Below are 24,307 nucleotides of genomic sequence, written 5' to 3' on the forward strand. Positions count from 1 at the left end.
CAGAAACGGCTTTTAGCGGTATTTGAAAAGCCTACAGAGTAGGCCGTTTATTGCTGTAGCGGGTTGAAGCCCTCCCGTCGCAGCATCTGGCACAGGGCAATAAGCGGCAAGCCGATCAGCGTGTTCGGATCGCGGCCCTCTAAGCGCTCAAATAATGCAATGCCTAAACCTTCGCTTTTAAAACTTCCCGCGCAGTGCAGCGGATGCTCTTTACGGACATAGTCGTCTATTTCCGCTTCGCTTAAATGGCGAAAATGAACGTCAAAAGGCTCCACTTCGGTTTGTAAGTGCCCGGAGGCGGAGTTATACAGTGCCAGTCCGGTATAAAACGTCACAATATTTCCGCTGGCTTTGGCTAATTGCTGACGCGCTTTTTCTTCCGTCAGCGGTTTGCCGGTGATTTCGCCGTCCAGAACACAAATTTGGTCGGAGCCAATAATCAAATGATTCGGGAAACGCGCGGCGAGCGATTGCGCCTTCGCCTGCGCCAGCCGCAGCACCAACTGACGCGGCGCTTCGCCCGGCATGGGGGTTTCATCAACATCCGGCGCGGCGCATTCGAAAGGAATCGTCAGCTTTTCCAGCAGCGCGCGACGCCAGGGAGAGGTAGACGCAAGGATGAGACGGGGCATATTTTTTCCCTCAGATATAGCGTAATGATGAGAGCCATCTTAAACTATGCTCTTCGGTCTTCAAGCCTGTCATACTGACTCGTCTTGAGCGAAAATAAGTCTGTAACCCGCAATGTGTGCGAATTATTGGCAAAAGGCAACCGCAGGCTGCCTTTTTCTTTGACTATATGACGTTACGAAGTTAATATGCGCGCCCTATGCAAAAGGTAAAATTACCCCTGACTCTTGATCCGGTTCGTACCGCTCAAAAACGCCTTGATTACCAGGGTATCTATACCCCCGATCAGGTTGAGCGCGTTGCCGAATCTGTAGTCAGTGTGGACAGTGATGTGGAATGCTCCATGTCGTTCGCTATCGATAACCAGCGTCTCGCCGTTTTAACCGGCGATGCGGTCGTTACGGTGTCGCTCGAATGCCAGCGTTGCGGGAAACCGTTTACCCATCAGGTTCACACAACGTATTGTTTTAGCCCTGTCCGTTCCGACGAGCAGGCTGAAGCACTGCCGGAAGCGTATGAGCCGATTGAGGTAAACGAATTCGGCGAAATCGATCTGCTGGCGACGGTTGAAGATGAAATCATCCTCGCCTTGCCGGTAGTTCCGGTGCATGATTCTGAACACTGTGAAGTGTCCGAGGCGGACATGGTCTTTGGCGAACTGCCTGATGAAGCGCAAAAGCCAAACCCATTTGCCGTATTAGCCAGCTTAAAGCGTAAGTAATAGGTCTTCCCCGCGGACGCAGGGATAAACCGTAATTGAGGAGTAAGGTCCATGGCCGTACAACAGAATAAACCAACCCGTTCCAAACGTGGCATGCGTCGTTCCCATGACGCTCTGACCGCAGTCACCAGCCTGTCTGTAGACAAAACTTCTGGTGAAAAACACCTGCGTCACCACATCACTGCCGACGGTTACTACCGCGGCCGTAAGGTCATCGCTAAGTAATCGCGCGATACTCGATGCCTTTTGCATCACAGGCGTGCCTGTGGTGTAAAAGCCGAAGAGTACAAGCGTGATAAAGCTTAGTGAGGATTTCTCCGCGTAAGCGGAGAACACCGAACCAGGCAGCGACGATACCTTGACACGTCTAACCCTGGCGTTAGATGTCATGGGGGGCGATTTTGGTCCTTCCGTGACGGTGCCTGCAGCATTGCAGGCACTGAACGCTAATTCGCAGCTCACTCTTCTTTTAGTCGGGAATCCCGATATTATCACGCCATTACTTGCCAAAGCTGACTTTGAACAACGTTCGCGTCTGCAGATTATCCCTGCACAGTCAGTTGTTGCCAGTGATGCCCGGCCTTCGCAGGCGATCCGCGCCAGTCGCGGGACATCCATGCGTGTGGCCCTGGAGCTTGTGAAAGAAGGCCGAGCCGAAGCTTGCGTTAGCGCCGGTAATACCGGGGCGCTGATGGGGCTGGCGAAATTATTGCTCAAGCCTCTTGAGGGGATTGAGCGTCCGGCGTTGGTGACGGTATTACCGCACCAGCAAAAGGGCAAAACGGTAGTGCTTGATTTGGGGGCCAACGTCGACTGCGACAGTACCATGCTGGTGCAGTTTGCCGTGATGGGCGCCGTTTTGGCGGAAGAGGTCGTCGGGATCAAAAATCCCCGCGTGGCGCTACTCAATATCGGGGAAGAAGAAACCAAAGGCCTCGACAGTATTCGCGAAGCCTCTTTAATGTTAAAAACAGTCCCAACCATCAATTACATCGGCTACCTTGAGGCGAATGAGTTACTGACGGGAAAAACCGATGTACTGGTGTGTGACGGCTTTACAGGCAATGTCACACTTAAAACGATGGAGGGGGTTGTCAGAATGTTCCTTTCACTGCTGAAATCACAGGGCGAGGGGAAAAAACGGTCGTGGTGGCTGCTGTTATTAAAACGTTGGTTACAAAAAAGCCTGACGAGGCGATTCAGTCACCTCAACCCCGACCAGTATAATGGCGCCTGTCTGTTAGGATTGCGCGGCACGGTGATAAAAAGTCATGGTGCGGCCAATCAGCGAGCATTTGCAGTCGCGATTGAACAGGCAGTGCAGGCGGTGCAGCGACAAGTTCCTCAGCGAATTGCCGCTCGCCTGGAATCTGTATACCCAGCCGGATTTGAACCGCTGGACGATGGCAAAGGCGTAAACCTGCGGGCGCACAGATAATATCGTTGTCTCCCCGGCGCCGCCAGCGTGCCAGACGTTTACAGGTAACGGTATATAACCGAAAAGTGACTGAGCGTACATGTATACGAAGATTATTGGTACTGGCAGCTATCTGCCCGAACAAGTGCGGACTAACGCCGATCTGGAAAAAATGGTTGAGACCTCTGACGAGTGGATTGTCACTCGTACAGGTATTCGTGAACGCCATATCGCCGCGCCGAATGAAACTGTCGCGACGATGGGCTTTACCGCTGCGAATCGCGCGATTGAGATGGCGGGGATCGATAAAGACCAAATTGGCTTGATTGTGGTGGCTACCACATCAGCAACGCATGCATTTCCAAGCGCGGCATGTCAGATTCAAAGTATGCTCGGTATTAAAGGTTGCCCGGCGTTTGATGTCGCGGCAGCGTGCGCAGGTTTCACCTACGCGTTAAGCATCGCCGACCAGTACGTTAAATCCGGCGCGGTTAAACACGCGCTGGTGGTCGGTTCCGATGTATTAGCCCGCACTTGCGATCCTGGCGATCGCGGTACGATCATTATTTTCGGCGATGGCGCAGGCGCGGCCGTACTGAGCGCTTCTGAAGAACCGGGTATTATCTCCACTCATCTTCATGCCGATGGCCGTTACGGTGAATTACTGACCCTGCCGAATGCCGATCGCGTAAATCCGGATAACCCGATTTACCTGACAATGGCGGGCAATGAAGTCTTTAAAGTGGCGGTCACTGAACTGGCGCATATTGTCGATGAGACGCTGGCGGCTAATAACCTGGATCGCTCAGAACTCGATTGGCTGGTGCCGCATCAGGCTAACCTGCGTATCATTAGCGCGACAGCGAAAAAACTCGGCATGTCGATGGACAATGTCGTCGTCACGCTGGACAGGCACGGCAATACCTCCGCGGCTTCTGTGCCGTGCGCGCTGGATGAAGCCGTGCGTGACGGGCGAATTAAAGCCGGTCAGCTGGTATTGCTTGAAGCCTTCGGGGGTGGATTCACCTGGGGCTCCGCGCTGATTCGTTTCTAGTATAAGGATTTAAACATGACGCAATTTGCATTTGTGTTCCCCGGTCAGGGTTCTCAGAGCGTTGGGATGTTGGCCGAGATGGCGGCAAATTACCCTATCGTAGAAGAAACGTTTGCTGAAGCTTCTGCGGCTCTGGGATATGATCTGTGGGCGCTCACCCAGCAAGGTCCAGCGGAAGAACTGAATAAAACCTGGCAGACGCAGCCGGCGTTATTAACCGCTTCCGTCGCGCTTTGGCGCGTTTGGCAGCAGCAGGGCGGTAAAATGCCTGCGTTAATGGCAGGTCACAGCCTGGGCGAATATTCCGCGCTGGTTTGCGCTGGCGTCATCAACTTTGCTGATGCCGTTCGTCTGGTGGAAATGCGCGGTAAATTCATGCAGGAAGCGGTTCCGGAAGGCACTGGCGGCATGTCTGCGATCATCGGGCTGGATGATGCCTCTATTGCTAAAGCCTGTGAAGAATCTGCCGAAGGGCAGGTTGTTTCGCCGGTTAACTTTAACTCGCCGGGACAGGTGGTTATCGCCGGGCATAAAGAGGCGGTAGAACGTGCGGGCGCAGCCTGTAAAGCCGCTGGCGCGAAACGCGCGCTGCCGCTGCCGGTGAGCGTACCGTCGCACTGCGCGCTGATGAAACCAGCGGCAGATAAGCTGGCGGTTGAATTAGCCAAAATTACCTTTAGCGCGCCAACGGTGCCGGTAGTGAACAACGTTGACGTGAAATGTGAAACCGATGCCGCCGCTATCCGCGATGCGCTGGTTCGCCAGTTGTACAATCCGGTACAGTGGACGAAGAGCGTGGAATTTATCGCGGCGCAGGGCGTTGAACATCTTTATGAAGTGGGTCCAGGTAAAGTCCTCACTGGTCTGACGAAACGTATTGTCGACACCCTGACAGCGTCGGCGCTGAACGAGCCGGCGGCGCTGTCTGCGGCACTTACGCAATAAAAGAGGAAAACCATGAGCTTTGAAGGAAAGATTGCGCTGGTGACTGGTGCAAGCCGTGGCATAGGCCGCGCAATTGCAGAGACTCTCGTTGCCCGCGGCGCGAAAGTTATCGGGACTGCGACCAGTGAAAATGGTGCGAAGAACATTAGCGACTATTTAGGTGCTAACGGGAAAGGTTTGATGTTGAATGTGACCGATCCTGCATCTATTGAATCTGTTCTGGAAAATATTCGCGCAGAATTTGGTGAAGTGGATATCCTGGTTAATAATGCCGGTATCACTCGTGATAATCTGTTGATGCGAATGAAAGATGATGAGTGGAACGATATTATCGAAACCAATTTATCATCCGTTTTCCGCCTGTCAAAAGCGGTAATGCGCGCTATGATGAAAAAGCGTTGTGGTCGCATTATCACTATTGGTTCTGTGGTTGGTACCATGGGAAATGCAGGTCAGGCAAACTACGCTGCGGCGAAAGCGGGCCTGATCGGTTTCAGTAAATCACTGGCGCGTGAAGTTGCGTCCCGTGGTATTACTGTCAATGTTGTGGCTCCGGGTTTTATTGAAACGGACATGACGCGTGCGCTGTCTGACGATCAGCGTGCGGGTATCCTGGCGCAGGTGCCTGCGGGTCGCCTCGGCGGCGCTCAGGAAATCGCCAGTGCGGTTGCATTTTTAGCCTCTGACGAAGCGAGTTACATCACTGGTGAGACTCTGCACGTCAACGGCGGAATGTACATGGTTTAATCACGATTGAAAAATATTTGCGTTATTAGGGCGAAAGGCCGCAAAATAACGTAAAATCGTGGTAAGACCTGCCGGGATTTAGTTGCAAATTTTTCAACATTTTATACACTACGAAAACCATCGCGAAAGCGAGTTTTGATAGGAAATTTAAGAGTATGAGCACTATCGAAGAACGCGTTAAGAAAATTATCGGCGAACAGCTGGGCGTTAAGCAGGAAGAAGTAACCAACAATGCTTCTTTCGTTGAAGACCTGGGCGCAGATTCTCTTGACACCGTTGAGCTGGTAATGGCTCTGGAAGAAGAGTTTGATACTGAGATTCCGGACGAAGAAGCTGAGAAAATCACCACCGTTCAGGCTGCCATTGATTACATCAACGGCCACCAGGCGTAAGTGAACATCTCCAGGCGGTCGTTCGACCGCCTGAGTTTTATCTTTTTGTCCCACTAGAATCATTTTCCCTCCCTGGAGGACAACCGTGTCTAAGCGTCGTGTAGTTGTGACCGGACTGGGCATGTTGTCTCCTGTCGGCAATACCGTAGAGTCTACCTGGAAAGCTCTCCTTGCCGGTCAGAGTGGCATCAGCCTGATCGACCATTTCGATACTAGCGCCTATGCAACGAAATTTGCTGGCTTAGTAAAGGATTTTAACTGTGATGACATTATCTCGCGCAAAGAACAGCGCAAGATGGATGCCTTCATTCAATATGGAATTGTCGCTGGCGTACAGGCCATGCAGGATTCTGGCCTTGAAGTGACGGAAGAGAACGCAAGCCGTATTGGCGCCGCTATCGGCTCCGGTATCGGTGGTCTCGGTCTGATCGAAGAAAACCACAGTTCGCTGGTAAAAGGCGGACCGCGTAAGATTAGCCCGTTCTTTGTCCCGTCGACGATTGTTAACATGGTAGCAGGCCATCTGACTATCATGTATGGCCTGCGTGGGCCAAGCATCTCTATTGCGACTGCCTGTACTTCAGGCGTGCATAACATCGGCCATGCCGCGCGTATCATCGCCTATGGCGATGCGGACGCGATGGTGGCTGGTGGCGCAGAAAAAGCCAGTACGCCGCTGGGCGTAGGTGGTTTTGGCGCAGCGCGCGCGCTGTCGACCCGCAACGATAACCCACAGGCGGCGAGCCGTCCGTGGGATAAAGAACGCGATGGTTTTGTACTGGGCGACGGTGCCGGTATGTTGGTGCTTGAAGAGTACGAACATGCGAAAGCGCGTGGTGCGAAAATCTATGCTGAAATCGTCGGCTTTGGTATGAGCAGCGATGCTTACCATATGACGTCGCCGCCGGAAAATGGCGCAGGCGCTGCGCTGGCGATGGTTAACGCGTTGCGTGATGCCGCGATTGAGCCTGCTCAGATTGGCTACGTCAACGCGCACGGCACGTCGACGCCTGCCGGCGACAAAGCTGAGACGCAGGCGGTTAAGTCAGTCTTTGGCGATGCCGCAAGCCGAGTGATGGTGAGCTCGACCAAATCGATGACCGGCCATCTGTTGGGCGCCGCAGGCGCAGTAGAGTCTATTTTCTCTATTCTGGCGCTACGCGATCAGGCCATTCCGCCAACCATTAATCTGGATAACCCGGATGAAGGTTGCGATCTGGACTTCGTGCCGCATGAAGCGCGCCAGGTCAGCGATCTGGAGTACGCTCTGTGTAACTCCTTTGGCTTTGGCGGAACTAACGGTTCCTTGATTTTTAAAAAGATCTAAGTTAAGCCAGAGACAGACATTAATAAAAAGGTCCGCTTGTCGGGCCTTTTTTATCAGGCATATCACCTCTTGTTCTGCGTTATTCATCCTGCCACACTAGCAGGCGACGGATAAGGAGCCACTATGTTTTTAATTAATGGCCATGCGCAGGATCAACTTGCTGTAAGCGACCGGGCGACGCAGTTCGGCGATGGCAGTTTTACGACCGCACGTATTGTTGATGGCAACATTTGCCATCTGGAAGCGCATCTTCAGCGCTTGCAGGTTGCCTGTGAAAAATTACGGATCGCTTTTAGCCATTGGGCGACCCTTCGGCAAGAGATGACAATGTTGGCCACAGGGCATGATTCAGGCGTGTTGAAAGTGATCATTAGCCGTGGTAGCGGTGGCCGGGGATACAGCGCCATGAATTGTCAGGCAGCTACCCGAATCCTCTCCGTTTCTGCTTATCCCGCTTATTATTCTCAGTGGCGTAAGCAAGGCATCACTCTTACCCTTAGTCCCATACCGCTTGGGCGCAATCCTTATCTTGCCGGATTAAAACATCTGAACCGCCTCGAACAGGTGTTGATTCGCTCTCATCTTGAGCAGACGGACGCCGATGAGGCGCTGGTTCTTGACAGCGAGGGATGGGTTACGGAATGCTGTGCGGCTAATTTGTTCTGGCGTACAGGCGACATTGTTTTTACGCCGCGTCTGGATCAGGCCGGGGTGAACGGCATTATGCGACAATTTTGTTTACGCCAACTGGCGCAATCTCCTTTCCAGGTTCTTGAAGTACAGGCGAGAGAGGAGGCAGTCAGGCAGGCGGATGAGATTATCATCTGCAACGCGCTAATGCCGATTATTCCCATACGCGCCTATCACGGGACGTCGTATTCTTCGCGAACACTGTTTCAATTTTTAGCCCCATTTTGTGAGCATCCGAATTAGTTATGAAAAAATTGTCAGGCGTTTTCCTTCTGCTGTTGGTTGTGCTGGGTATTGCCACGGGCGTGGGGATGTGGAAAGTTCGCCATCTGGCGAACAGCACGTTACTTATTAAAAACGAGACTATCTTTACGCTCAAGGCGGGAACGGGTCGGCTGGCGCTTGGTGACCAGCTTTATGATGAAAAAATCATTAATCGTCCCCGGGTATTTCAGTGGCTGCTGCGTGTGGAGCCTGAGTTATCGCACTTTAAAGCGGGAACTTACCGTTTTACGCCGGGGATGACCGTACGGGAGATGCTTGAGTTGCTGGAGAGCGGCAAAGAAGCGCAATTCCCGTTGCGGTTTGTGGAAGGGATGCGCCTTAGCGATTACCTGAAACAGTTACGAGAGGCGCCGTATATTCGCCATACATTGCCGGATGATGGCTACGCCACTGTCGCTCAGGCATTAAAGCTTGCGCACCCGGAATGGGTAGAAGGGTGGTTCTGGCCTGATACCTGGATGTATACCGCCAACACCAGCGATGTCGCTATTCTCAAGCGAGCGCATCAAAAGATGGTGAAAGCTGTCGATACTGTCTGGAAAGGCCGGGCCGAGGGGCTGCCTTATAAAGATCAGAACCAACTGGTGACAATGGCCTCGATTATTGAAAAAGAGACGGCTGTCGCCAGCGAACGCGATCAGGTGGCCTCAGTCTTTATTAATCGCCTGAGAATCGGTATGCGCCTTCAGACCGATCCCACCGTGATTTACGGGATGGGGACGAGTTATAATGGTAAATTGTCGCGTGCGGATCTGGAAAAGCCGACGGCTTATAACACGTATACCATAACCGGGCTGCCGCCAGGACCGATTGCATCGCCCAGCGAAGCGTCATTGCAGGCGGCGGCGCATCCGGCGAAAACGCCGTATCTCTATTTTGTGGCCGACGGTAAAGGTGGTCACACATTTAACACCAATCTTGCCAGCCATAATCGGTCAGTGCAGGAGTACCTGAAAGTGCTTAAGGAAAAAAATGGGCAGTAATTATATCGTCATCGAGGGCCTGGAAGGCGCCGGAAAAACCACTGCGCGCGACGTGGTGGTGGAGACCCTTGAGCAACTGGGTATTCGTAACATGATTTTTACCCGTGAGCCGGGCGGTACGCAGCTTGCCGAAAAACTAAGAAGTCTGGTGCTGGATATCCGATCGGTAGGCGACGAAGTGATTACCGATAAAGCGGAAGTGCTGATGTTTTATGCCGCTCGCGTACAGCTCGTCGAAACGGTAATCAAACCCGCGCTGGCGCAAGGCGTATGGGTGATCGGCGATCGCCACGATCTCTCGACCCAGGCGTATCAGGGGGGAGGGCGCGGCATTGATCAAACCATGCTGGCGACACTACGCGATGCCGTGCTGGGCGATTTTCGTCCTGACCTGACGCTGTATCTGGATGTCACGCCGGAAGTCGGGCTAAAACGCGCCAGAGCGCGCGGCGATTTGGATCGCATTGAGCAGGAATCTTTTGATTTCTTTAACCGGACTCGCGCGCGCTATCTGGAACTGGCGGCGCAAGACTCGCGTATCCGCACCATTGACGCGACCCAGCCGCTGGATGCCGTCATGCGCGACATTCGCGCCACGGTGACGAAGTGGGTGCAGGAGCAAGCGGCATGAAATGGTATCCATGGTTACGGCCCGCCTATGAAAAACTGGTAGAAAGTTACCAGGCGGGACGTGGGCACCATGCGCTACTGATTCAGGCCTTACCTGGCATGGGCGACGAGGCGCTGTGCTATGCGCTGAGCCGTTATTTGTTATGCCAGCAGCCTGAGGGCCACAAAAGCTGTGGGCATTGCCGTGGCTGTCAGCTTATGCAGGCTGGCACGCATCCGGACTATTACACGCTGACGCCGGATAAAGGCAAAAGCAGCCTTGGTGTAGATGCGGTACGCGAGGTCAGCGAGAAATTGTACGAGCACTCCCGTCTGGGCGGTGCGAAGGTGGTGTGGATTGCGGAGGCGGCGCTATTAACCGACGCCGCTGCCAATGCGTTACTCAAAACGCTGGAAGAGCCGCCGGAGCAAACCTGGTTTTTCCTTGCCAGCCCGGAACCTGCTCGTCTGTTGGCGACATTACGTAGCCGCTGTCGGCTGCATCATCTGGCGCCGCCGTCCGAATCGTATGCGATGTCATGGCTGTCGCGAGAAGTGACGGCGTCACAAGAAGCATTGCTCACGGCGCTACGCCTGAACGCGGGGTCGCCCGGCGCCGCGCTGGCGCTGTTGCAGTCTGAACGTTGGGCGCAGCGTGAGGCGCTGTGTCAGGCGTTGATGGACAGTTTACATACGGGCGACTGGTATGCGGTATTAACGGCGCTCAATCATGAGCAAGCCCCGGCGCGCCTGCACTGGCTGGCGACGCTGCTGGTAGACGCGCTGAAACGTCAGCACGGCGCGTCGTACCTGACAAACGTTGATGCGGACGCGGTTGTTGCCGCGCTGGCGGGGCCGCTATCCCCGGCGCGTATTCAGGCAATCCTGAACGATGTTTGCCATTGTCGTGATCAATTACTTCATGTGACCGGATTAAATCGCGAACTGGTATTAACCGATCTCATTCTCCGCATCGAGCATTACCTGCAACCAGGCACCTTGTTGCCTGTTCCTCATCTTTGAGAGAGACATTATGTTTTTAGTCGACTCACACTGCCATCTTGATGGTCTGGATTATCAATCTTTGCATAAGGACGTGGACGATGTGCTGGCGAAAGCCGCCGCGCGCGATGTGAAGTTCTGTTTAGCGGTGGCGACGACGCTGCCGGGGTATCGCCATATGCGCGAGCTGGTGGGCAAGCGCGATAATGTGGTCTTTTCCTGCGGCGTGCATCCGTTAAATCAGGATGAAGTATATGACGTAGAAGAACTGCGCCTCCTTGCTGCAGAAGACGATGTGGTGGCGATGGGCGAGACCGGGCTTGATTACTTTTACACGCCTGAGACCAAAATCCGCCAGCAGGCGTCTTTTATTCATCATATCCAGATTGGCCGCGAATTGCATAAACCGGTGATTGTCCATACTCGCGACGCGCGTGCCGATACGCTGGCTATCCTGCGCGAAGAAAAAGTGACGGATTGCGGCGGCGTACTACACTGTTTTACAGAAGACAGAGAAACGGCCGGCAAATTGCTGGATCTGGGGTTTTATATCTCTTTTTCCGGCATCGTAACGTTCCGTAACGCTGAACAGTTGCGTGATGCGGCGCGCTATGTGCCGCTGGATCGGTTATTAGTCGAGACCGATTCTCCTTATCTGGCGCCGGTGCCGCATCGCGGTAAAGAGAACCAGCCTGCGATGGTACGCGACGTCGCAGAATATATGGCGGTATTGAAAGGGGTTGCCGTTGAAGAACTGGCGCAGATCACCACCGATAACTTTGCTCGCCTGTTCCATATTGACGCGTCTCGCCTGTCATCAATCCGTTAAACGAGTTTTTTTAAAGCTCGTAATTAATAAGCAAAGCGCGTAAAGTTCACCGCCACAAAAGGGGCGGTGAACGAGCTTATGGAAACATTCGGAAACTCATTTTGGCAGAATGTGATACTTTTTAGGCTATCTGGCGCTGAAACGTGATAGCCGTCAAACAAAATCAGACGTATTTATTTTACTCTGTGTAATAAATAAAAGGGCACTTAGATGTCCTGTCCACGGCGGGGTTCTCCCCCCTCGCCAATGCGTGAGAACGTAGAAAAGCACAAATACTCAGGAGCACTCTCAATTATGTTTAAGAATGCATTTGCTAACCTGCAAAAGGTCGGTAAATCGCTGATGCTGCCGGTATCCGTACTCCCTATCGCAGGTATCCTGCTGGGTGTCGGTTCCGCTAACTTCAGCTGGCTGCCAGCCGTTGTATCGCACGTTATGGCAGAAGCGGGCGGATCTGTTTTTGCCAATATGCCGCTGATTTTCGCTATCGGCGTGGCGTTGGGCTTCACCAACAACGACGGCGTTTCGGCTCTGGCGGCGGTAGTAGCGTATGGCATCATGGTGAAAACCATGGCTGTGGTTGCGCCGCTGGTTCTGCATTTACCTGCTGAAGAGATCGCCGCTAAACACCTTGCTGATACGGGTGTTCTCGGGGGGATTATCTCCGGTGCGATCGCAGCGTATATGTTTAACCGCTTCTACCGTATCAAACTGCCTGAGTATCTGGGCTTCTTTGCGGGCAAACGCTTCGTGCCGATCATTTCGGGTCTGGCCGCTATTTTTACCGGTGTGGTGCTGTCTTTCGTATGGCCGCCAATCGGTACGGCTATCCAGGCGTTCTCGCAGTGGGCGGCTTATCAGAATCCGGTTGTCGCGTTTGGTATTTACGGTTTTATCGAGCGTTGCCTGGTGCCGTTTGGTCTGCATCATATCTGGAACGTTCCTTTCCAGATGCAGATCGGCGAATACACCAACGCAGCGGGTCAGGTATTCCACGGCGACATTCCGCGCTATATGGCGGGCGACCCGACGGCGGGTATGTTGTCTGGCGGCTTCCTGTTCAAAATGTACGGTCTGCCGGCTGCGGCCATTGCTATCTGGCACTCTGCTAAACCGGAAAACCGCGCAAAAGTGGGCGGTATCATGATTTCCGCCGCGCTGACCTCGTTTTTGACGGGTATTACCGAGCCTATCGAGTTCTCCTTCATGTTCGTGGCGCCGATCCTGTACATTATTCACGCGATTCTGGCAGGTCTGGCATTCCCGATCTGTATCCTGCTGGGGATGCGTGACGGTACGTCATTCTCCCACGGTCTGATTGACTTTATCGTGCTGTCCGGTAACAGCAGCAAATTGTGGCTGTTCCCGATTGTTGGTGCCGGTTATGCGATTGTGTACTACACCGTGTTCCGCGTGTTGATCAAAGCGCTGGATCTGAAAACGCCGGGTCGTGAAGACACTACTGATGACGCAAAAGCGGGCGCGACCAGCGAAATGGCGCCGGCTTTGGTTGCGGCGTTTGGCGGTAAAGAGAACATCACTAACCTGGATGCCTGTATCACGCGTCTGCGCGTGAGCGTAGCCGATGTAGCGAAAGTGGATCAGGCTGGCCTGAAGAAACTGGGCGCGGCAGGCGTTGTCGTCGCGGGCTCCGGCGTTCAGGCTATTTTCGGTACGAAATCCGATAACCTGAAAACGGAAATGGATGAGTACATCCGTAACAGCTAAGCAGTAATGATGTTGGGGAGAATTAAGGCAGCCATTCGGCTGCCTTTTTTTAATGGCGCTTTACATGCCGCTCTCCGACAGTCTGTCAGAACTGATAATTGGCGGTGAGGCTGACGTTACGCGGCGCGCCGTAAACAATGGAACCATCAATATTGGTGTCGTAGGTTTTATCGAACAGGTTGTTGATGTTTCCCTGTACGGAGAAATTTTTCGTCACCTGATAACGGGTAAACAGATCGACCAGCGCATAGCTGCCCTGTTCGGCGCGGAAAGTGCCGTACGGCGTCGTGGTATCTTTGTAAACCCGATTCTGCCAGTTCACGCCGCCGCCGACCGTCAGCTCCGGTATCGCTGGCAGACGATAGCGGGTGAATAACTTCACGCTGGTGCGCGGAAGATTAGGGTTCACGGCGTTACCTTCATTGTCCTCGGCAACATACCGGGTAGCCCCGAAAGTCATCTGCCAGTTATCGGTAATTGCGCCGTTTACTTCAAATTCGACGCCTTTGCTCACCGTTCCGTCAGTAGACTTCCAGGCAAACTCCCCATTACTGCCAGGGATGGGAATAGTGGTTGCCTGAGCGACGTTATCCTGCTCAATGCGGAACACGGACAACGTGGTGGTGAGGCGACTGTTCATCCAGTCGGACTTCAGGCCCGCTTCATAGTTATTACCGGTAATCGGAGCCAGATATTGACCCGCTTTGTCGCGTTTATTCTGCGGCTGAAAGATAGAGGTATAACTGGCATAAGCGGACCAGTTGTCGTTGATATCATAAATCAGCCCGGCATACGGCGTGGTATGGTTTTTCTCCATGCTGTAGGTCAGTGTATCAACACGCCAGTTGGTATAACGAGCGCCAAGAATCAGATGCAGCGGGTCGGCCAGCGAAATGCGCGTAGCGGCATACAGCGATTTCATATGCGTGGTATCGTCCTGCGCCAGATTTTGTGGCGCCCAGTGGGTTTGGGGGAAATTACCGTTAAAGGCGCTGAAGTTGCCAATGTCGTCCGGAAAGACGTTCGCCCAGGCGCTAAAATAGCGGTTATTCTGCTTACTATAACTGCCGCCAAACATCATATTGTGCTGGCGGCCAAACAGCTCATAAGCGCCATCGGCAAAGAGATCTATGGCATCTACTTTGCGCTTGCCGCTGTTCCAGCCCGTACCGCCGACCACGGGGTAGCTTGCGCCATAAGGACTCACCAGCGTACCTGTCTCTTTATCCACTAACGCATCGATATACATCATTTTACTGTCGAATTTGACCTCAGTATGGGTCGCATTCAGGGTCGCCTGCCAGCTTTCGGCAAAACGCTGCTTAAGCGTGACGAAGAATTTATTTATCTCTTTATTGTTATAAGCCCAGTCCGGGGCGGTACTACGCGCGCGGTCATAGCTATTTTTGCTGCCATCGGTGTTCCAGCGCGGCAGACCGCCCCAGGTCGGGCTGTTGACATCAATTTTTTGATATTCATAACCGGCTGAAAGGCTGGTGGTTGCACCCAGATCGGCATCGACAATTCCGGAAAAGAACGCTTTCTCACTGTTATAGCGGTCCAGCCAGGAATCATTATTCTGATAACCCGCCACGATGCGCCCACGGACATTGCCGTCTGCGGTGAGCGGACTTTGCAGATCCATGACGTAACGCTGCTTATTCCAGCTACCGTATTCTGTGGAGACGTTACCTTTGAACTCCCGACTGGTGGCGTGTTTACGGATCATATTAATTGAGGCCGAAGGATTGCCGGTTCCGGTCATCAGCCCATTCGCGCCGCGAACCACCTCCACGCGCTCATACAGCGCGGTATCCGTTAGCGCATCGCCCAGATTCCAGCGGGACTCAAAATACGTTGGAATACCGTTAACCATATAGTTGTCAATTTCAAACCCGCGCGAGTAATAGCTGATGCGATCGGAGTCAGCCTGGCTTCCGCTGATCCCTAGCGTATTGGTCATCACTTCGCCCAGGGTTTGCAACTGCTGGTCTTCCATACGCTGCTGGCTGACAATACTGACCGACTGCGGGATATCGCGCTGAGTCATCGGCATTTTGGTGCCCGCTGCGGTCGTTTTCACGCTGTAATCCTGTTCTTCGCGGTTTACGGCGTCAGCGGTCGTCGCGCCTTCGACAATAACGGTATCCTCAGCCGCGAAGGCGGCAGGCATAAATGCCATCGCCATACCCATAGCTAACAGCGACGGTGCGGCGGAGGACGGAAGGTGTTTGTCCCGGCGGTATTGAATGAAAGACATCTGAAAATCCTTGCTTGTTATTGGGGTAAGTTCAGGACGTATGACGTTGAACCTTTTCATTCTTTGCTAGTTAATGTGTATAAAAATGCAAATGAGAAATATACGCATTTGTATTAAATGTGTAAAACGGTATAACCAGGGAAACTAGAAATATTTTTTAAGCGTACAAAGGCGTCATGGCAGGGGGATATGGCGGTAAGTCCAGCATGTAGTCATTTTTCGCTTAATATATCGTGGGTTAAAGTTGAAAGAGCGTCGGTAACTCGCTCATACTCTATACTCGCAGTATGGCTCGGCGTAGCATGTGCGCTGCAAGGGCTATTATGAAAAAGGAAAACGTCGTGGCAGAAGAAACTATATTCAGCAAAATTATTCGTCGTGAAATCCCTTCGGATATCGTTTATCAGGATGAGCTGGTCACCGCCTTTCGTGATATTTCACCGCAGGCGCCGACGCATATCTTGATTATTCCCAATATTCTGATCCCAACCGTCAATGACGTGACGGCGGAACATGAACAGGCGTTAGGTCGGATGATCACCGTGGCGGCGAAAATCGCCGAACAGGAAGGCATTGCCGAAGATGGGTATCGTTTAATCATGAATACCAACCGTCATGGGGGCCAGGAGGTTTATCATATCCATATGCACCTACTGGGCGGGCGGCCGCTAGGCCCGATGCTGGCGCATAAAGGCTTGTAAGTATGATCAAAGGATGCATCGCGGTTTCTCTGGGCTTGCTGCTGCTTACCGGCTGCCGGTCACACCCTGAAATTCCGGTAAGCGACGCGCAGTCGCTGGTGATGGAGTCCACGGTTCTGGCGGCGGGCGTGACCGCAGAGCCGCCTGAGCTGACGGCGTCTGATATCCAGCCATCAGCCTCTTCCCGCGTCTATAACGAAAGGCAAGAGCCCATAACCGTTCATTATCGGTTTTACTGGTATGACGCGCGGGGGCTGGAGATGCATCCGCTGGAGGCGCCGCGTAGCGTAACCATACCCGCGCGTTCGTCGGTAACGCTATTTGGCAGCGCCAATTATCTGGGGGCGCATAAGGTCAGGCTTTATCTTTATTTGTGAGGAGTGAATTTTGATGACAAAAATGCATCGCTACGCTGCCATTGCTGCGCTGGCGATATTTCTCTCCGGGTGTATGGCGCAACGTCAACCTGCGCCAGTTGAAGAGGTAAAACCAGCGCCAGAACAACCCGCGCAGCCGCCACAGCCTCCTGTTGTGCCGTCTGTGCCAACCATTCCACAGCAACCGGGGCCGATCGAACATGAAGATCAAACGGGCCAGCCAGCGCCTAAGGTGCGCCACTATGACTGGAACGGCGCGATGCAACCGCTGGTCAGCAAAATGTTGCAGGCTGATGGCGTGACGGCCGGAAGCGTATTGCTTGTCGACAGCGTGAATAACCGGACGAATGGGTCGTTAAATGCGAACGAGGCAACGGAAACGTTACGTAATGCGCTGGCGAACAACGGTAAATTTACGCTGGTCTCCGTACAGCAACTCTCGATGGCAAAACAGCAGTTAGGGTTGTCTCCGCAGGATAGTCTGGGAACGCGCAGTAAAGCTATTGGCATTGCGCGCAATGTCGGGGCGCAATATGTACTTTACTCCAGCGCATCCGGTAACGTTAACGCGCCTGCATTACAGATGCAGTTAATGCTGGTGCAAACTGGCGAGATAATCTGGTCAGGTAAAGGTGCGGTCCAACAACAATAATCCCTTAACGCGCGACGAGATCCTGTCGCGCTATTTTCCCCAGTATCGTCCCGCCGTCGCCGCATCGCAGGGGCTAAGCGGCGGGAGCTGTATTATTGCTCACGATACTCACCGTATCGTGCTGCGCCGTCATCACGACCCCGACGCTCCACCAGCCCATTTTTTACGTCATCACCGCGCCTTATCCCAATTGCCGGCCAGTCTGGCGCCGCGAGCGCTTTTTTATACGCCGGGCTGGATGGCGGTAGAATATCTGCATGGTGTGGTAAATTCCGCTCTGCCAGATGCCGACGAACTGGCGGCCTTACTGTATCATTTGCATCAACAGCCGCGTTTTGGCTGGCGTATCGCGCTATCGCCACTATTGGCGCAGTACTGGTCGTGTTGCGATCCGGCAAGGCGTACGCCGTTTTGGTTGCGGCGGCTCAAACAGTTGCAAAAAAACGGTGAACCTCGCCCGGTGCGGCTCGCGCCTTTGCATATGGATGTCCATGGCGACAATATAGTATTAACGACCGCTGGGTTGAGACTGATTGACTGGGAGTATGCCGGCGACGGCGATATTGCGTTGGAGCTGGCGGCAGTATGGGTTGAGGATGAACGCCAGCACCGACAACTGGCAGACGCTTATGCCGCGCGCGCGCGAATCGACGCCCGGCAGCTATGGCGACAGATACGATTATGGCACCCTTGGGTCATTATGCTAAAAGCAGGGTGGTTCGAATACCGCTGGCGACAAACCGGCGAGCAACAATTTATCAGGCTGGCCGATGAAACCTGGCGCCAGCTACGTATGAAAGGATAAGGAGAGCAGTGTGGGCCCAGTAATGTTGAATGTCGAAGGATGTGAGCTGGATGCGGAGGAGCGCGAGATACTGGCGCATCCGCTGGTTGGCGGGCTTATTCTGTTCACGCGTAATTACCATGACCCGGAACAGTTGCGCGAATTAGTGCGCCAGATTCGGGCGGCATCGCGTAACCATCTGGTGGTGGCCGTCGATCAGGAAGGCGGGCGCGTACAGCGTTTCCGTGAAGGGTTTACCCGCCTGCCCGCGGCGCAATCTTTTTTTGCGCTGCATGGGCTGGAAGAGGGGGGACGACTGGCGCAGGAGGCAGGGTGGCTGATGGCCAGCGAAATGATCGCGATGGATATTGATATCAGTTTTGCGCCAGTGCTGGACGTCGGGCATATCAGCGCGGCAATTGGCGAGCGTTCTTATCATGCCGATCCCGCAAAAGCGTTGGCAATGGCAACGCGCTTTATTGACGGCATGCATGACGCCGGGATGAAAACGACCGGTAAGCATTTCCCCGGCCACGGCGCGGTCACGGCGGACTCCCACAAAGAGACGCCGTGCGATCCACGTCCTGAAACGGACATCCGTGGCAAAGATATGTCGGTGTTCCGCACGCTGATTAGCGAGAATAAACTGGATGCGATTATGCCTGCCCACGTGATCTACCGCGCTATCGATCCACGCCCGGCAAGCGGTTCGCCGTACTGGCTGAAAACGGTGCTGCGTCAGGAGTTAGGCTTTGACGGCGTCATTTTCTCCGACGATCTGTCGATGGAGGGCGCGGCGATTATGGGCAGCTATGCTGAGCGCGCTCAGGCGTCGCTGGATGCGGGTTGCGATATGATTCTGGTCTGCAATAATCGTAAAGGCGCAGTCAGCGTGCTGGATAATCTGTCGCCGATCAAAGCAGAGCGTGTTACACGTTTGTATCATAAAGGTTCATTTTCACGCTGGGAGCTCATGGACTCAGCACGCTGGAAAACAGCCAGCGCCCAGCTCAACCAGTTACATGAACGCTGGCAGGAAGAAAAAGCAGGTCATTAACTCGAGTTTTCGTGAGGGTGCCAGATGATTATTTATTTACACGGTTTTGATTCAAATAGTCCGGGCAACCATGAAAAAGTGTTGCAATTACAGTTTATCGACCCGGATGTTCGGCTGGTAAGCTACAGTACGCAGCATCCTAAGCACGATATGCAGCATCTGCTGAAAGAAGTGGACAAAATGTTGCAGTTGAATGTGGACGAGCGCCCTTTAATCTGTGGCGTGGGGCTGGGCGGTTACTGGGCGGAGCGGATTGGCTTTTTGTGCGATATCCGTCAGGTGGTTTTTAACCCGAACCTGTTCCCCTATGAAAACATGGAGGGGAAAATCGATCGCCCGGAAGAATATGCGGACATCGCTACAAAGTGCGTGACCAACTTTCGCGAAAAAAATCGCGATCGTTGTCTGGTGATCCTCTCGCGTCATGACGAAGCGCTGGACAGCCAACGCTCAGCGCAAGCGCTTCACCCGTATTATGAAATTGTGTGGGATGAGGAACAGACTCACAAATTCAAAAATATTTCGCCGCATTTGCAACGTATCAAAGCGTTTAAAACGCTGGGATAACGCCATCCGGCAATATGGCGTTATCAGTGACCGGATAACCAGCCTTGCGGCTGGTTTTTTTATGCTCAATTCTCGCAAGCTGTCTATCTTTTCAGCATGAAAACTTGATGCACATCAATTTTGGTATGACCAATGCACCGTTCATGCTATTCTCATATCAGAAGCTTATTCTCATTAACGTAACTTGTTGTTAATTAAAGGCTATACTAATAACTTTTAATTAACAATTGGTTAATAAATTTAAGGGGGTCACGTTGACTACACCATTAAAAAAGATCGTGATTGTCGGCGGCGGCGCTGGCGGGCTGGAAATGGCGACGCAGTTAGGCCATAAACTGGGGCGCAAGAAAAAAGCGAAAATCACGCTGGTAGACAGAAATCACAGCCATCTGTGGAAACCATTGCTGCACGAAGTGGCGACTGGCTCTCTGGACGAAGGCGTGGATGCGCTGAGCTATCTGGCTCATGCGCGTAATCATGGTTTCCAGTTCCAGCTGGGGTCGGTGATGGATATCGATCGCGAAGCGAAGACCATCACCATTGCCGAGTTGCGTGATGAAAAGGGCGAACTGCTGGTGCCGGAGCGCAAAATCGCGTATGACACGCTGGTGATGGCGCTGGGCAGCACCTCTAATGATTTCAACACGCCGGGCGTGAAAGAGCACTGTATCTTCCTCGATAACCCGCATCAGGCGCGCCGTTTTCACCAGGAGATGCTGAACCTGTTCCTCAAGTATTCGGCTAATCTGGGCGCGAACGGTAAGGTCAATATCGCCATCGTTGGCGGCGGTGCGACGGGGGTTGAGCTGTCGGCTGAACTGCATAATGCGGTAAAACAGCTGCATAGCTATGGTTATAAGGGGCTGACCAACGACGCGCTGAACGTGACGTTGGTTGAGGCTGGCGAGCGTATTCTGCCTGCGTTGCCGCCGCGTATCTCCAGCGCCGCGCATAATGAACTGACCAAACTGGGCGTTCGCGTGCTGACGCAAACTATGGTCACCAGCGCCGACGAAGGCGGTCTGCATACGAAAGAAGGTGAATATATTCAGGCCGATCTGATGGTGTGGGCGGCGGGTATCAAAGCGCCAGATTTTATGAAAGAAATTGGTGGTCTGGAAACGAACCGCATTAACCAACTGGTGGTGGAACCGACGCTGCAAACCACGCGCGATCCTGATATTTATGCGATTGGCGACTGCGCTTCCTGCGCACGTCCGGAAGGAGGTTTTGTGCCGCCTCGCGCTCAGGCGGCGCATCAGATGGCTACCTGCGCGATGAATAACATTCTGGCGCAGATGAATGGCAAACCGCTGAAAGCTTACCAGTATAAAGATCATGGTTCGCTGGTCTCTCTGTCCAACTTCTCTACCGTGGGTAGTCTGATGGGGAACCTGACCCGCGGTTCAATGATGATTGAAGGACGTATCGCCCGCTTCGTGTATATCTCGCTATACCGTATGCACCAGATAGCGCTGCATGGATACTTTAAAACCGGCCTGATGATGCTGGTGGGCAGTATTAACCGCGTCATTCGTCCGCGCCTGAAACTGCATTAATTTCTCTGCGCCTCACCGGCTGCTCGCCGGTGAGCGCTTCTCCATCACTTGCTTCGGAGTTGTCCGAATCCTTCAGCTTTACCGCCTCATCCCGCATTTTTCATCCTCATTCCGATTGGCTTTGTTCGCATACTGGTTGCAAAATTGTTACCAATAGCAACGAAGGAGGAACTCCCGTGAATAAATCAATGTTGGCGGGTATAGGGATTGGCGTAGCGGCTGCGCTGGGTGTGGCGGCAGTGGCCAGTCTCAACGTATTTGATCGTGGTCCGCAATATGCGCAGGTGATATCGGCTAAACCGATTAAAGAGACGGTAAAAACGCCGCGTCAGGAGTGCCGTAATGTCACGGTCACGCATCGCAGACCGGTTCAGGACGAAAACCGTATTGCCGGCTCGGTGCTTGGCGCAGTAGCAGGCGGCGTGATTGGACATCAATTTGGCGGCGGTCGTGGTAAAGATGTGGCGACGGTCGTCGGGGCGCTGGGCGGCGGTTATGCTGGCAATCAAATCCAGGGGTCAATGCAGGAAAGTGATACTTACACTACCACGCAGCAACGCTGTAAGACGGTGTATGACAAATCTGAAAAGATGCTTGGCTACGACGTGACCTACAAAATTGGCGATCAGCAGGGCAAAATCCGCATGGATAAAGACCCCGGAACGCAAATTCCCCTCGACGGCAATGGCCAACTGGTTCTGAATAACAAAGCATAAAAAAGCTGTACTCTGCAAGTTAGCCCCTCATTCGCTCAGGCTGAGGGGCTTTTTTTATCCGAAGCCGCGTCGTTCAGGACTTGAGTAGTTCAGGCCAGATGCGCAGAGTCGTACGCGTAATTTGCATCAGTTGTTCGAAGGTGGCTCCTTCACGGGCGCTGATCGACATTCCCTGTAAAATACAGTTTATATATTCCGCGAGCGCCTGCGGGTTACAGTGCGCCGGAATTTCACCGCGCTCCTGACGTTGGCGCAGAAACTGGATGAGCGTCTGTTCCTGCATGGCGTGGCGTGATTTTACCGTGCGGGCGATATCGCGCGAGGAGGCGGCGAGGGTGGCGGACGTATTAATCATAAAGCAGCCAGCCGGCGTGTCTGTACTGGTAAAGCAGGCGGCAATTTCTGTGAAGTAATCTTCCAGCGCCGATTCCACGCTTTTCTCTTCACAAAAGAGCTGGGCTTCGTGCTTTGAGGCAAAGCGAGTGATGTAGCGATCCAGGACAGCGCGAAATAATCCTTCTTTGTTAGTGAATTCCGCATAGAGAGTAGGCGCTTTCGCCCCGGTAGCCTCTACGAGATCGGCAAGCGAAGTTGCTTCATAGCCGTGCTGCCAGAAGAGAGTCATGGCCTTATCAAGCGCGGCTTCCCTGTCGAACACTTTTGGTCGGCCACGGCTTTTCTTCGCGCAACTCGTGGTATCCGTTGTCATGATGCCGTTGTACCTGTTTAAAGAGCGGTCTCTCTATTATAAAAACAAACCACTTCTGGCTCCAGAGTATTCATTAGAAAAATAAATCAATTCTATTCACATGAAAAATAACACCTTTATAAATTATATAACGATCATTATAAAAAGAGGTTGACGTGTGATGTAGATCACATCTATGATTAACTTATCGATCGTTAAGTTAATGCTTGCGACACCCATTCATCTGCTAAAGGTCATCACTATGAAAAACGTAAAAACCCTCATCGCTGCTGCGGTACTGAGTTCGCTCTCATTCGCCAGCTTCGCCGCCGTTGAAGTTCAGGCAACGCCAGAAGGTCAACAGAAGTTCGGCACCATTTCCGCGAATGGCGGCACGAATCTGGGCTCGCTGGAAGATCAGCTGGCGCAAAAAGCGGAGGAAATGGGGGCGAAGTCTTTCCGTATTACCTCTGTTACCGGCCCGAATACCCTTCACGGTACGGCGGTAATCTATAAGTAAGCATTAACCCTCATTAATGCCGCTGCGATTGCCACAATAAAAAAAGAAAGCCTCGCGATGCATCGCGAGGCTTTTTTGTCGGTCAGCTATTCACGCTTACAGCGACTGCGGTTTCGCCTCTGATTGACGGGTTACATCCACCGGCATTCCGGAACGCACTTCCATAACATGTTCCATCACCGCAGCATCGGTCTGCGGCGAGTCCTTAAAGGCCTGCATCGGGCCATTCAGCACAATCGGCAGCACCTGTGGATCGTCGCCTATATTTTTAGACAGCGGCTGATGAACTTCCACCAGTCGCACGCCGCCTGGCTCCACCGAGGCTTTAATCGGCGTATTGATAATATTCACTTTGGTTCCCGGCGTGACCTGACGGAACAATGTCTCTATATCACCGTCGCGCAGACGGATACAGCCGGAACTGACGCGCATACCAATGCCAAAATCGGCATTCGTGCCATGTAACAGATAGACGCCGCCGTAGGCCGCTAAACGAATCGCGTGATGCCCCATTGGGTTATCGGGACCGGCAGGCACCACGGCGGGGAGATCGATGCCTTGCGCTTTATAACGGGCGCGAATATTGGCGGTCGGCGTCCAGGTTGGATTGGCGCGTTTATCCGAAATGGTCGTCACCATCGTTGGCGTCAGGGTATCGCCGCCCAGTTGGCCAATCCCGATAGGGTAGACCGTGACCGTATTTTTCCCCGGTTGATAATAGTAAAGCCGTAATTCCGCGAGGTTAATGACGATCCCTTCACGTGGCGCGTCCGGTAGCAACGTTTGCAGCGGAATCGTCAGCACGCTGCCTGCGCGTGGCACGTAAGGATCAATGCCGGGGTTGGCCTGTAACAGGGCTAAAAAGCCCACGTTATATTTTTTGGCGATCGCCTCCAGCGAGCCGCCGTCGTCTTCAACGACATGGAATTTATTTTCTCCCACCAGTCGACTGCCGGGGGGCGGAAGAGGCCACGTATTCGCCTGCGCGGGAAGGGCAAGCATGATGGTCGCGGTAAGCGCAAGCAACGCCCACCAGCGAGAGAGTCGCGTATTGTTGAACATTATAA

General features: G+C 53.2%; 27 protein-coding genes. 23 read left to right on the top strand and 4 right to left on the bottom strand.

Annotated features, from left to right (window positions below; genetic code table 11):
* Positions 1–47 precede the first annotated feature (47 nt).
* Positions 48–632, bottom strand: coding sequence for a Maf family protein (locus J4728_RS01700; RefSeq protein WP_001137605.1), 585 nt, complete (start codon positions 630–632; stop codon positions 48–50).
* A 197-nt stretch (positions 633–829) separates the two neighbouring features.
* On the opposite strand from J4728_RS01700, the gene yceD reads away from it, so the two are divergent.
* From yceD to ptsG, 14 genes are all read left to right on the top strand, one after another.
* Positions 830–1,351 carry a 23S rRNA accumulation protein YceD gene (gene yceD / locus J4728_RS01705; RefSeq protein WP_001174492.1) on the top strand — a complete coding sequence of 174 codons (522 nt, stop codon included), beginning with the start codon at positions 830–832 and terminating at the stop codon, positions 1,349–1,351.
* A gap of 51 nt (positions 1,352–1,402) precedes the next feature.
* A complete protein-coding gene (gene rpmF, locus J4728_RS01710; protein ID WP_000290727.1) occupies positions 1,403–1,576 on the top strand; it encodes a 50S ribosomal protein L32 in 174 nt (57 codons plus the stop codon).
* Between the two features lie 133 nt (positions 1,577–1,709).
* Positions 1,710–2,789: a phosphate acyltransferase PlsX gene (gene plsX, locus J4728_RS01715; RefSeq protein ID WP_001532250.1), complete on the top strand. Its 1,080-nt coding sequence runs from the start codon at positions 1,710–1,712 to the stop codon at positions 2,787–2,789.
* A gap of 79 nt (positions 2,790–2,868) precedes the next feature.
* Positions 2,869–3,822 carry a beta-ketoacyl-ACP synthase III gene (fabH, locus tag J4728_RS01720; protein ID WP_000288148.1) on the top strand — a complete coding sequence of 318 codons (954 nt, stop codon included), beginning with the start codon at positions 2,869–2,871 and terminating at the stop codon, positions 3,820–3,822.
* Positions 3,823–3,837: 15 nt separating this feature from the next.
* Positions 3,838–4,767, top strand: a complete 930-nt coding sequence (fabD, locus tag J4728_RS01725; RefSeq protein ID WP_000191343.1) for an ACP S-malonyltransferase — start codon at positions 3,838–3,840, stop codon at positions 4,765–4,767.
* Positions 4,768–4,779: 12 nt separating this feature from the next.
* Positions 4,780–5,514, top strand: a complete 735-nt coding sequence (fabG, locus tag J4728_RS01730; RefSeq protein ID WP_000007236.1) for a 3-oxoacyl-ACP reductase FabG — start codon at positions 4,780–4,782, stop codon at positions 5,512–5,514.
* A 155-nt stretch (positions 5,515–5,669) separates the two neighbouring features.
* Positions 5,670–5,906 carry an acyl carrier protein gene (gene acpP, locus J4728_RS01735; RefSeq protein ID WP_000103754.1) on the top strand — a complete coding sequence of 79 codons (237 nt, stop codon included), beginning with the start codon at positions 5,670–5,672 and terminating at the stop codon, positions 5,904–5,906.
* 85 nt (positions 5,907–5,991) lie between these two features.
* Positions 5,992–7,233, top strand: coding sequence for a beta-ketoacyl-ACP synthase II (gene fabF / locus J4728_RS01740; RefSeq protein WP_000044664.1), 1,242 nt, complete (start codon positions 5,992–5,994; stop codon positions 7,231–7,233).
* Between the two features lie 123 nt (positions 7,234–7,356).
* Positions 7,357–8,166 (top strand): aminodeoxychorismate lyase, encoded by an 810-nt coding sequence (gene pabC, locus J4728_RS01745; RefSeq protein WP_000478653.1) that lies wholly within the window; start codon positions 7,357–7,359, stop codon positions 8,164–8,166.
* Positions 8,167–8,168: 2 nt separating this feature from the next.
* Positions 8,169–9,191: a cell division protein YceG gene (yceG, locus tag J4728_RS01750; RefSeq protein ID WP_208210980.1), complete on the top strand. Its 1,023-nt coding sequence runs from the start codon at positions 8,169–8,171 to the stop codon at positions 9,189–9,191.
* Positions 9,181–9,822 carry a dTMP kinase gene (gene tmk, locus J4728_RS01755; RefSeq protein WP_000535399.1) on the top strand — a complete coding sequence of 214 codons (642 nt, stop codon included), beginning with the start codon at positions 9,181–9,183 and terminating at the stop codon, positions 9,820–9,822. The genes yceG and tmk overlap by 11 nt, the downstream gene beginning before the upstream one ends.
* On the top strand, positions 9,819–10,823 hold the full coding sequence (gene holB / locus J4728_RS01760) for a DNA polymerase III subunit delta' (RefSeq protein ID WP_000872458.1): 1,005 nt from the start codon (positions 9,819–9,821) through the stop codon (positions 10,821–10,823). Before tmk ends, holB begins: the two co-directional genes overlap by 4 nt.
* A 10-nt stretch (positions 10,824–10,833) precedes the next feature.
* On the top strand, positions 10,834–11,631 hold the full coding sequence (locus tag J4728_RS01765; RefSeq protein WP_000480274.1) for a metal-dependent hydrolase: 798 nt from the start codon (positions 10,834–10,836) through the stop codon (positions 11,629–11,631).
* A 294-nt stretch (positions 11,632–11,925) separates the two neighbouring features.
* The gene (ptsG, locus tag J4728_RS01770; RefSeq protein ID WP_000475705.1) at positions 11,926–13,359 is read left to right on the top strand and encodes a PTS glucose transporter subunit IIBC; all 1,434 of its coding nucleotides are present in this window, start codon (positions 11,926–11,928) and stop codon (positions 13,357–13,359) included.
* Between the two features lie 85 nt (positions 13,360–13,444).
* Here the strand turns inward: ptsG and fhuE are convergent, their stop codons facing one another.
* Positions 13,445–15,619 carry a ferric-rhodotorulic acid/ferric-coprogen receptor FhuE gene (gene fhuE, locus J4728_RS01775; RefSeq protein WP_208210983.1) on the bottom strand — a complete coding sequence of 725 codons (2,175 nt, stop codon included), beginning with the start codon at positions 15,617–15,619 and terminating at the stop codon, positions 13,445–13,447.
* Between the two features lie 341 nt (positions 15,620–15,960).
* Here fhuE and hinT point away from each other — a divergent pair, with 341 nt between their 5' ends.
* The 8 genes from hinT to J4728_RS01815 all read left to right on the top strand — a co-directional run bounded on the left by hinT (position 15,961) and on the right by J4728_RS01815 (position 22,032).
* Entirely contained in the window at positions 15,961–16,320 is a 360-nt protein-coding gene (hinT, locus tag J4728_RS01780) for a purine nucleoside phosphoramidase (RefSeq protein WP_001532068.1), read from the top strand.
* 2 nt (positions 16,321–16,322) lie between these two features.
* Entirely contained in the window at positions 16,323–16,697 is a 375-nt protein-coding gene (locus tag J4728_RS01785; RefSeq protein WP_000589563.1) for a YcfL family protein, read from the top strand.
* A gap of 13 nt (positions 16,698–16,710) precedes the next feature.
* A complete protein-coding gene (gene lpoB / locus J4728_RS01790) occupies positions 16,711–17,349 on the top strand; it encodes a penicillin-binding protein activator LpoB (protein ID WP_000164359.1) in 639 nt (212 codons plus the stop codon).
* Positions 17,330–18,154, top strand: coding sequence for a thiamine kinase (gene thiK, locus J4728_RS01795; protein WP_208210986.1), 825 nt, complete (start codon positions 17,330–17,332; stop codon positions 18,152–18,154). Before lpoB ends, thiK begins: the two co-directional genes overlap by 20 nt.
* A gap of 10 nt (positions 18,155–18,164) precedes the next feature.
* On the top strand, positions 18,165–19,190 hold the full coding sequence (nagZ, locus tag J4728_RS01800; protein WP_023243959.1) for a beta-N-acetylhexosaminidase: 1,026 nt from the start codon (positions 18,165–18,167) through the stop codon (positions 19,188–19,190).
* A gap of 24 nt (positions 19,191–19,214) precedes the next feature.
* The gene (gene ycfP, locus J4728_RS01805; RefSeq protein WP_094887588.1) at positions 19,215–19,757 is read left to right on the top strand and encodes an alpha/beta hydrolase YcfP; all 543 of its coding nucleotides are present in this window, start codon (positions 19,215–19,217) and stop codon (positions 19,755–19,757) included.
* A gap of 254 nt (positions 19,758–20,011) precedes the next feature.
* Entirely contained in the window at positions 20,012–21,316 is a 1,305-nt protein-coding gene (gene ndh, locus J4728_RS01810; protein WP_000211053.1) for an NADH-quinone dehydrogenase, read from the top strand.
* A gap of 176 nt (positions 21,317–21,492) precedes the next feature.
* On the top strand, positions 21,493–22,032 hold the full coding sequence (locus tag J4728_RS01815; RefSeq protein ID WP_001043449.1) for a glycine zipper 2TM domain-containing protein: 540 nt from the start codon (positions 21,493–21,495) through the stop codon (positions 22,030–22,032).
* Positions 22,033–22,105: 73 nt separating this feature from the next.
* Here J4728_RS01815 and comR read toward each other — a convergent pair whose 3' ends face one another.
* On the bottom strand, positions 22,106–22,741 hold the full coding sequence (gene comR / locus J4728_RS01820; protein WP_000205986.1) for a TetR family copper-responsive transcriptional repressor ComR: 636 nt from the start codon (positions 22,739–22,741) through the stop codon (positions 22,106–22,108).
* A gap of 241 nt (positions 22,742–22,982) precedes the next feature.
* Between comR and bhsA the strand changes: the two genes are divergently transcribed.
* Entirely contained in the window at positions 22,983–23,240 is a 258-nt protein-coding gene (gene bhsA, locus J4728_RS01825) for a multiple stress resistance protein BhsA (protein ID WP_000800158.1), read from the top strand.
* A 96-nt stretch (positions 23,241–23,336) separates the two neighbouring features.
* On the opposite strand, the gene J4728_RS01830 is transcribed toward bhsA, so the two are convergent.
* Entirely contained in the window at positions 23,337–24,302 is a 966-nt protein-coding gene (locus J4728_RS01830; RefSeq protein WP_208210989.1) for a L,D-transpeptidase family protein, read from the bottom strand.
* Positions 24,303–24,307: the final 5 nt, after the last annotated feature.

Source organism: Salmonella sp. 32070601201500089SM, assembly GCF_017573605.1.
Classification (GTDB): Bacteria; Pseudomonadota; Gammaproteobacteria; order Enterobacterales; family Enterobacteriaceae; genus Salmonella; species Salmonella enterica.

Excerpts from the sequence above, each read along its gene's own strand:
- J4728_RS01700 (WP_001137605.1), bottom strand. The coding sequence starts at position 632 with ATGCCCCGTCTCATCCTTGCGTCTACCTCTCCCTGGCGTCGCGCGCTG.
- yceD (WP_001174492.1), top strand. The coding sequence starts at position 830 with ATGCAAAAGGTAAAATTACCCCTGACTCTTGATCCGGTTCGTACCGCT.
- rpmF (WP_000290727.1), top strand. The coding sequence starts at position 1,403 with ATGGCCGTACAACAGAATAAACCAACCCGTTCCAAACGTGGCATGCGT.
- fabH (WP_000288148.1), top strand. The coding sequence starts at position 2,869 with ATGTATACGAAGATTATTGGTACTGGCAGCTATCTGCCCGAACAAGTG.
- fabD (WP_000191343.1), top strand. The coding sequence starts at position 3,838 with ATGACGCAATTTGCATTTGTGTTCCCCGGTCAGGGTTCTCAGAGCGTT.
- fabG (WP_000007236.1), top strand. The coding sequence starts at position 4,780 with ATGAGCTTTGAAGGAAAGATTGCGCTGGTGACTGGTGCAAGCCGTGGC.
- acpP (WP_000103754.1), top strand. The coding sequence starts at position 5,670 with ATGAGCACTATCGAAGAACGCGTTAAGAAAATTATCGGCGAACAGCTG.
- pabC (WP_000478653.1), top strand. The coding sequence starts at position 7,357 with ATGTTTTTAATTAATGGCCATGCGCAGGATCAACTTGCTGTAAGCGAC.
- yceG (WP_208210980.1), top strand. The coding sequence starts at position 8,169 with ATGAAAAAATTGTCAGGCGTTTTCCTTCTGCTGTTGGTTGTGCTGGGT.
- tmk (WP_000535399.1), top strand. The coding sequence starts at position 9,181 with ATGGGCAGTAATTATATCGTCATCGAGGGCCTGGAAGGCGCCGGAAAA.
- holB (WP_000872458.1), top strand. The coding sequence starts at position 9,819 with ATGAAATGGTATCCATGGTTACGGCCCGCCTATGAAAAACTGGTAGAA.
- J4728_RS01765 (WP_000480274.1), top strand. The coding sequence starts at position 10,834 with ATGTTTTTAGTCGACTCACACTGCCATCTTGATGGTCTGGATTATCAA.
- ptsG (WP_000475705.1), top strand. The coding sequence starts at position 11,926 with ATGTTTAAGAATGCATTTGCTAACCTGCAAAAGGTCGGTAAATCGCTG.
- fhuE (WP_208210983.1), bottom strand. The coding sequence starts at position 15,619 with ATGTCTTTCATTCAATACCGCCGGGACAAACACCTTCCGTCCTCCGCC.
- J4728_RS01785 (WP_000589563.1), top strand. The coding sequence starts at position 16,323 with ATGATCAAAGGATGCATCGCGGTTTCTCTGGGCTTGCTGCTGCTTACC.
- lpoB (WP_000164359.1), top strand. The coding sequence starts at position 16,711 with ATGACAAAAATGCATCGCTACGCTGCCATTGCTGCGCTGGCGATATTT.
- ycfP (WP_094887588.1), top strand. The coding sequence starts at position 19,215 with ATGATTATTTATTTACACGGTTTTGATTCAAATAGTCCGGGCAACCAT.
- comR (WP_000205986.1), bottom strand. The coding sequence starts at position 22,741 with ATGACAACGGATACCACGAGTTGCGCGAAGAAAAGCCGTGGCCGACCA.
- bhsA (WP_000800158.1), top strand. The coding sequence starts at position 22,983 with ATGAAAAACGTAAAAACCCTCATCGCTGCTGCGGTACTGAGTTCGCTC.
- J4728_RS01830 (WP_208210989.1), bottom strand. The coding sequence starts at position 24,302 with ATGTTCAACAATACGCGACTCTCTCGCTGGTGGGCGTTGCTTGCGCTT.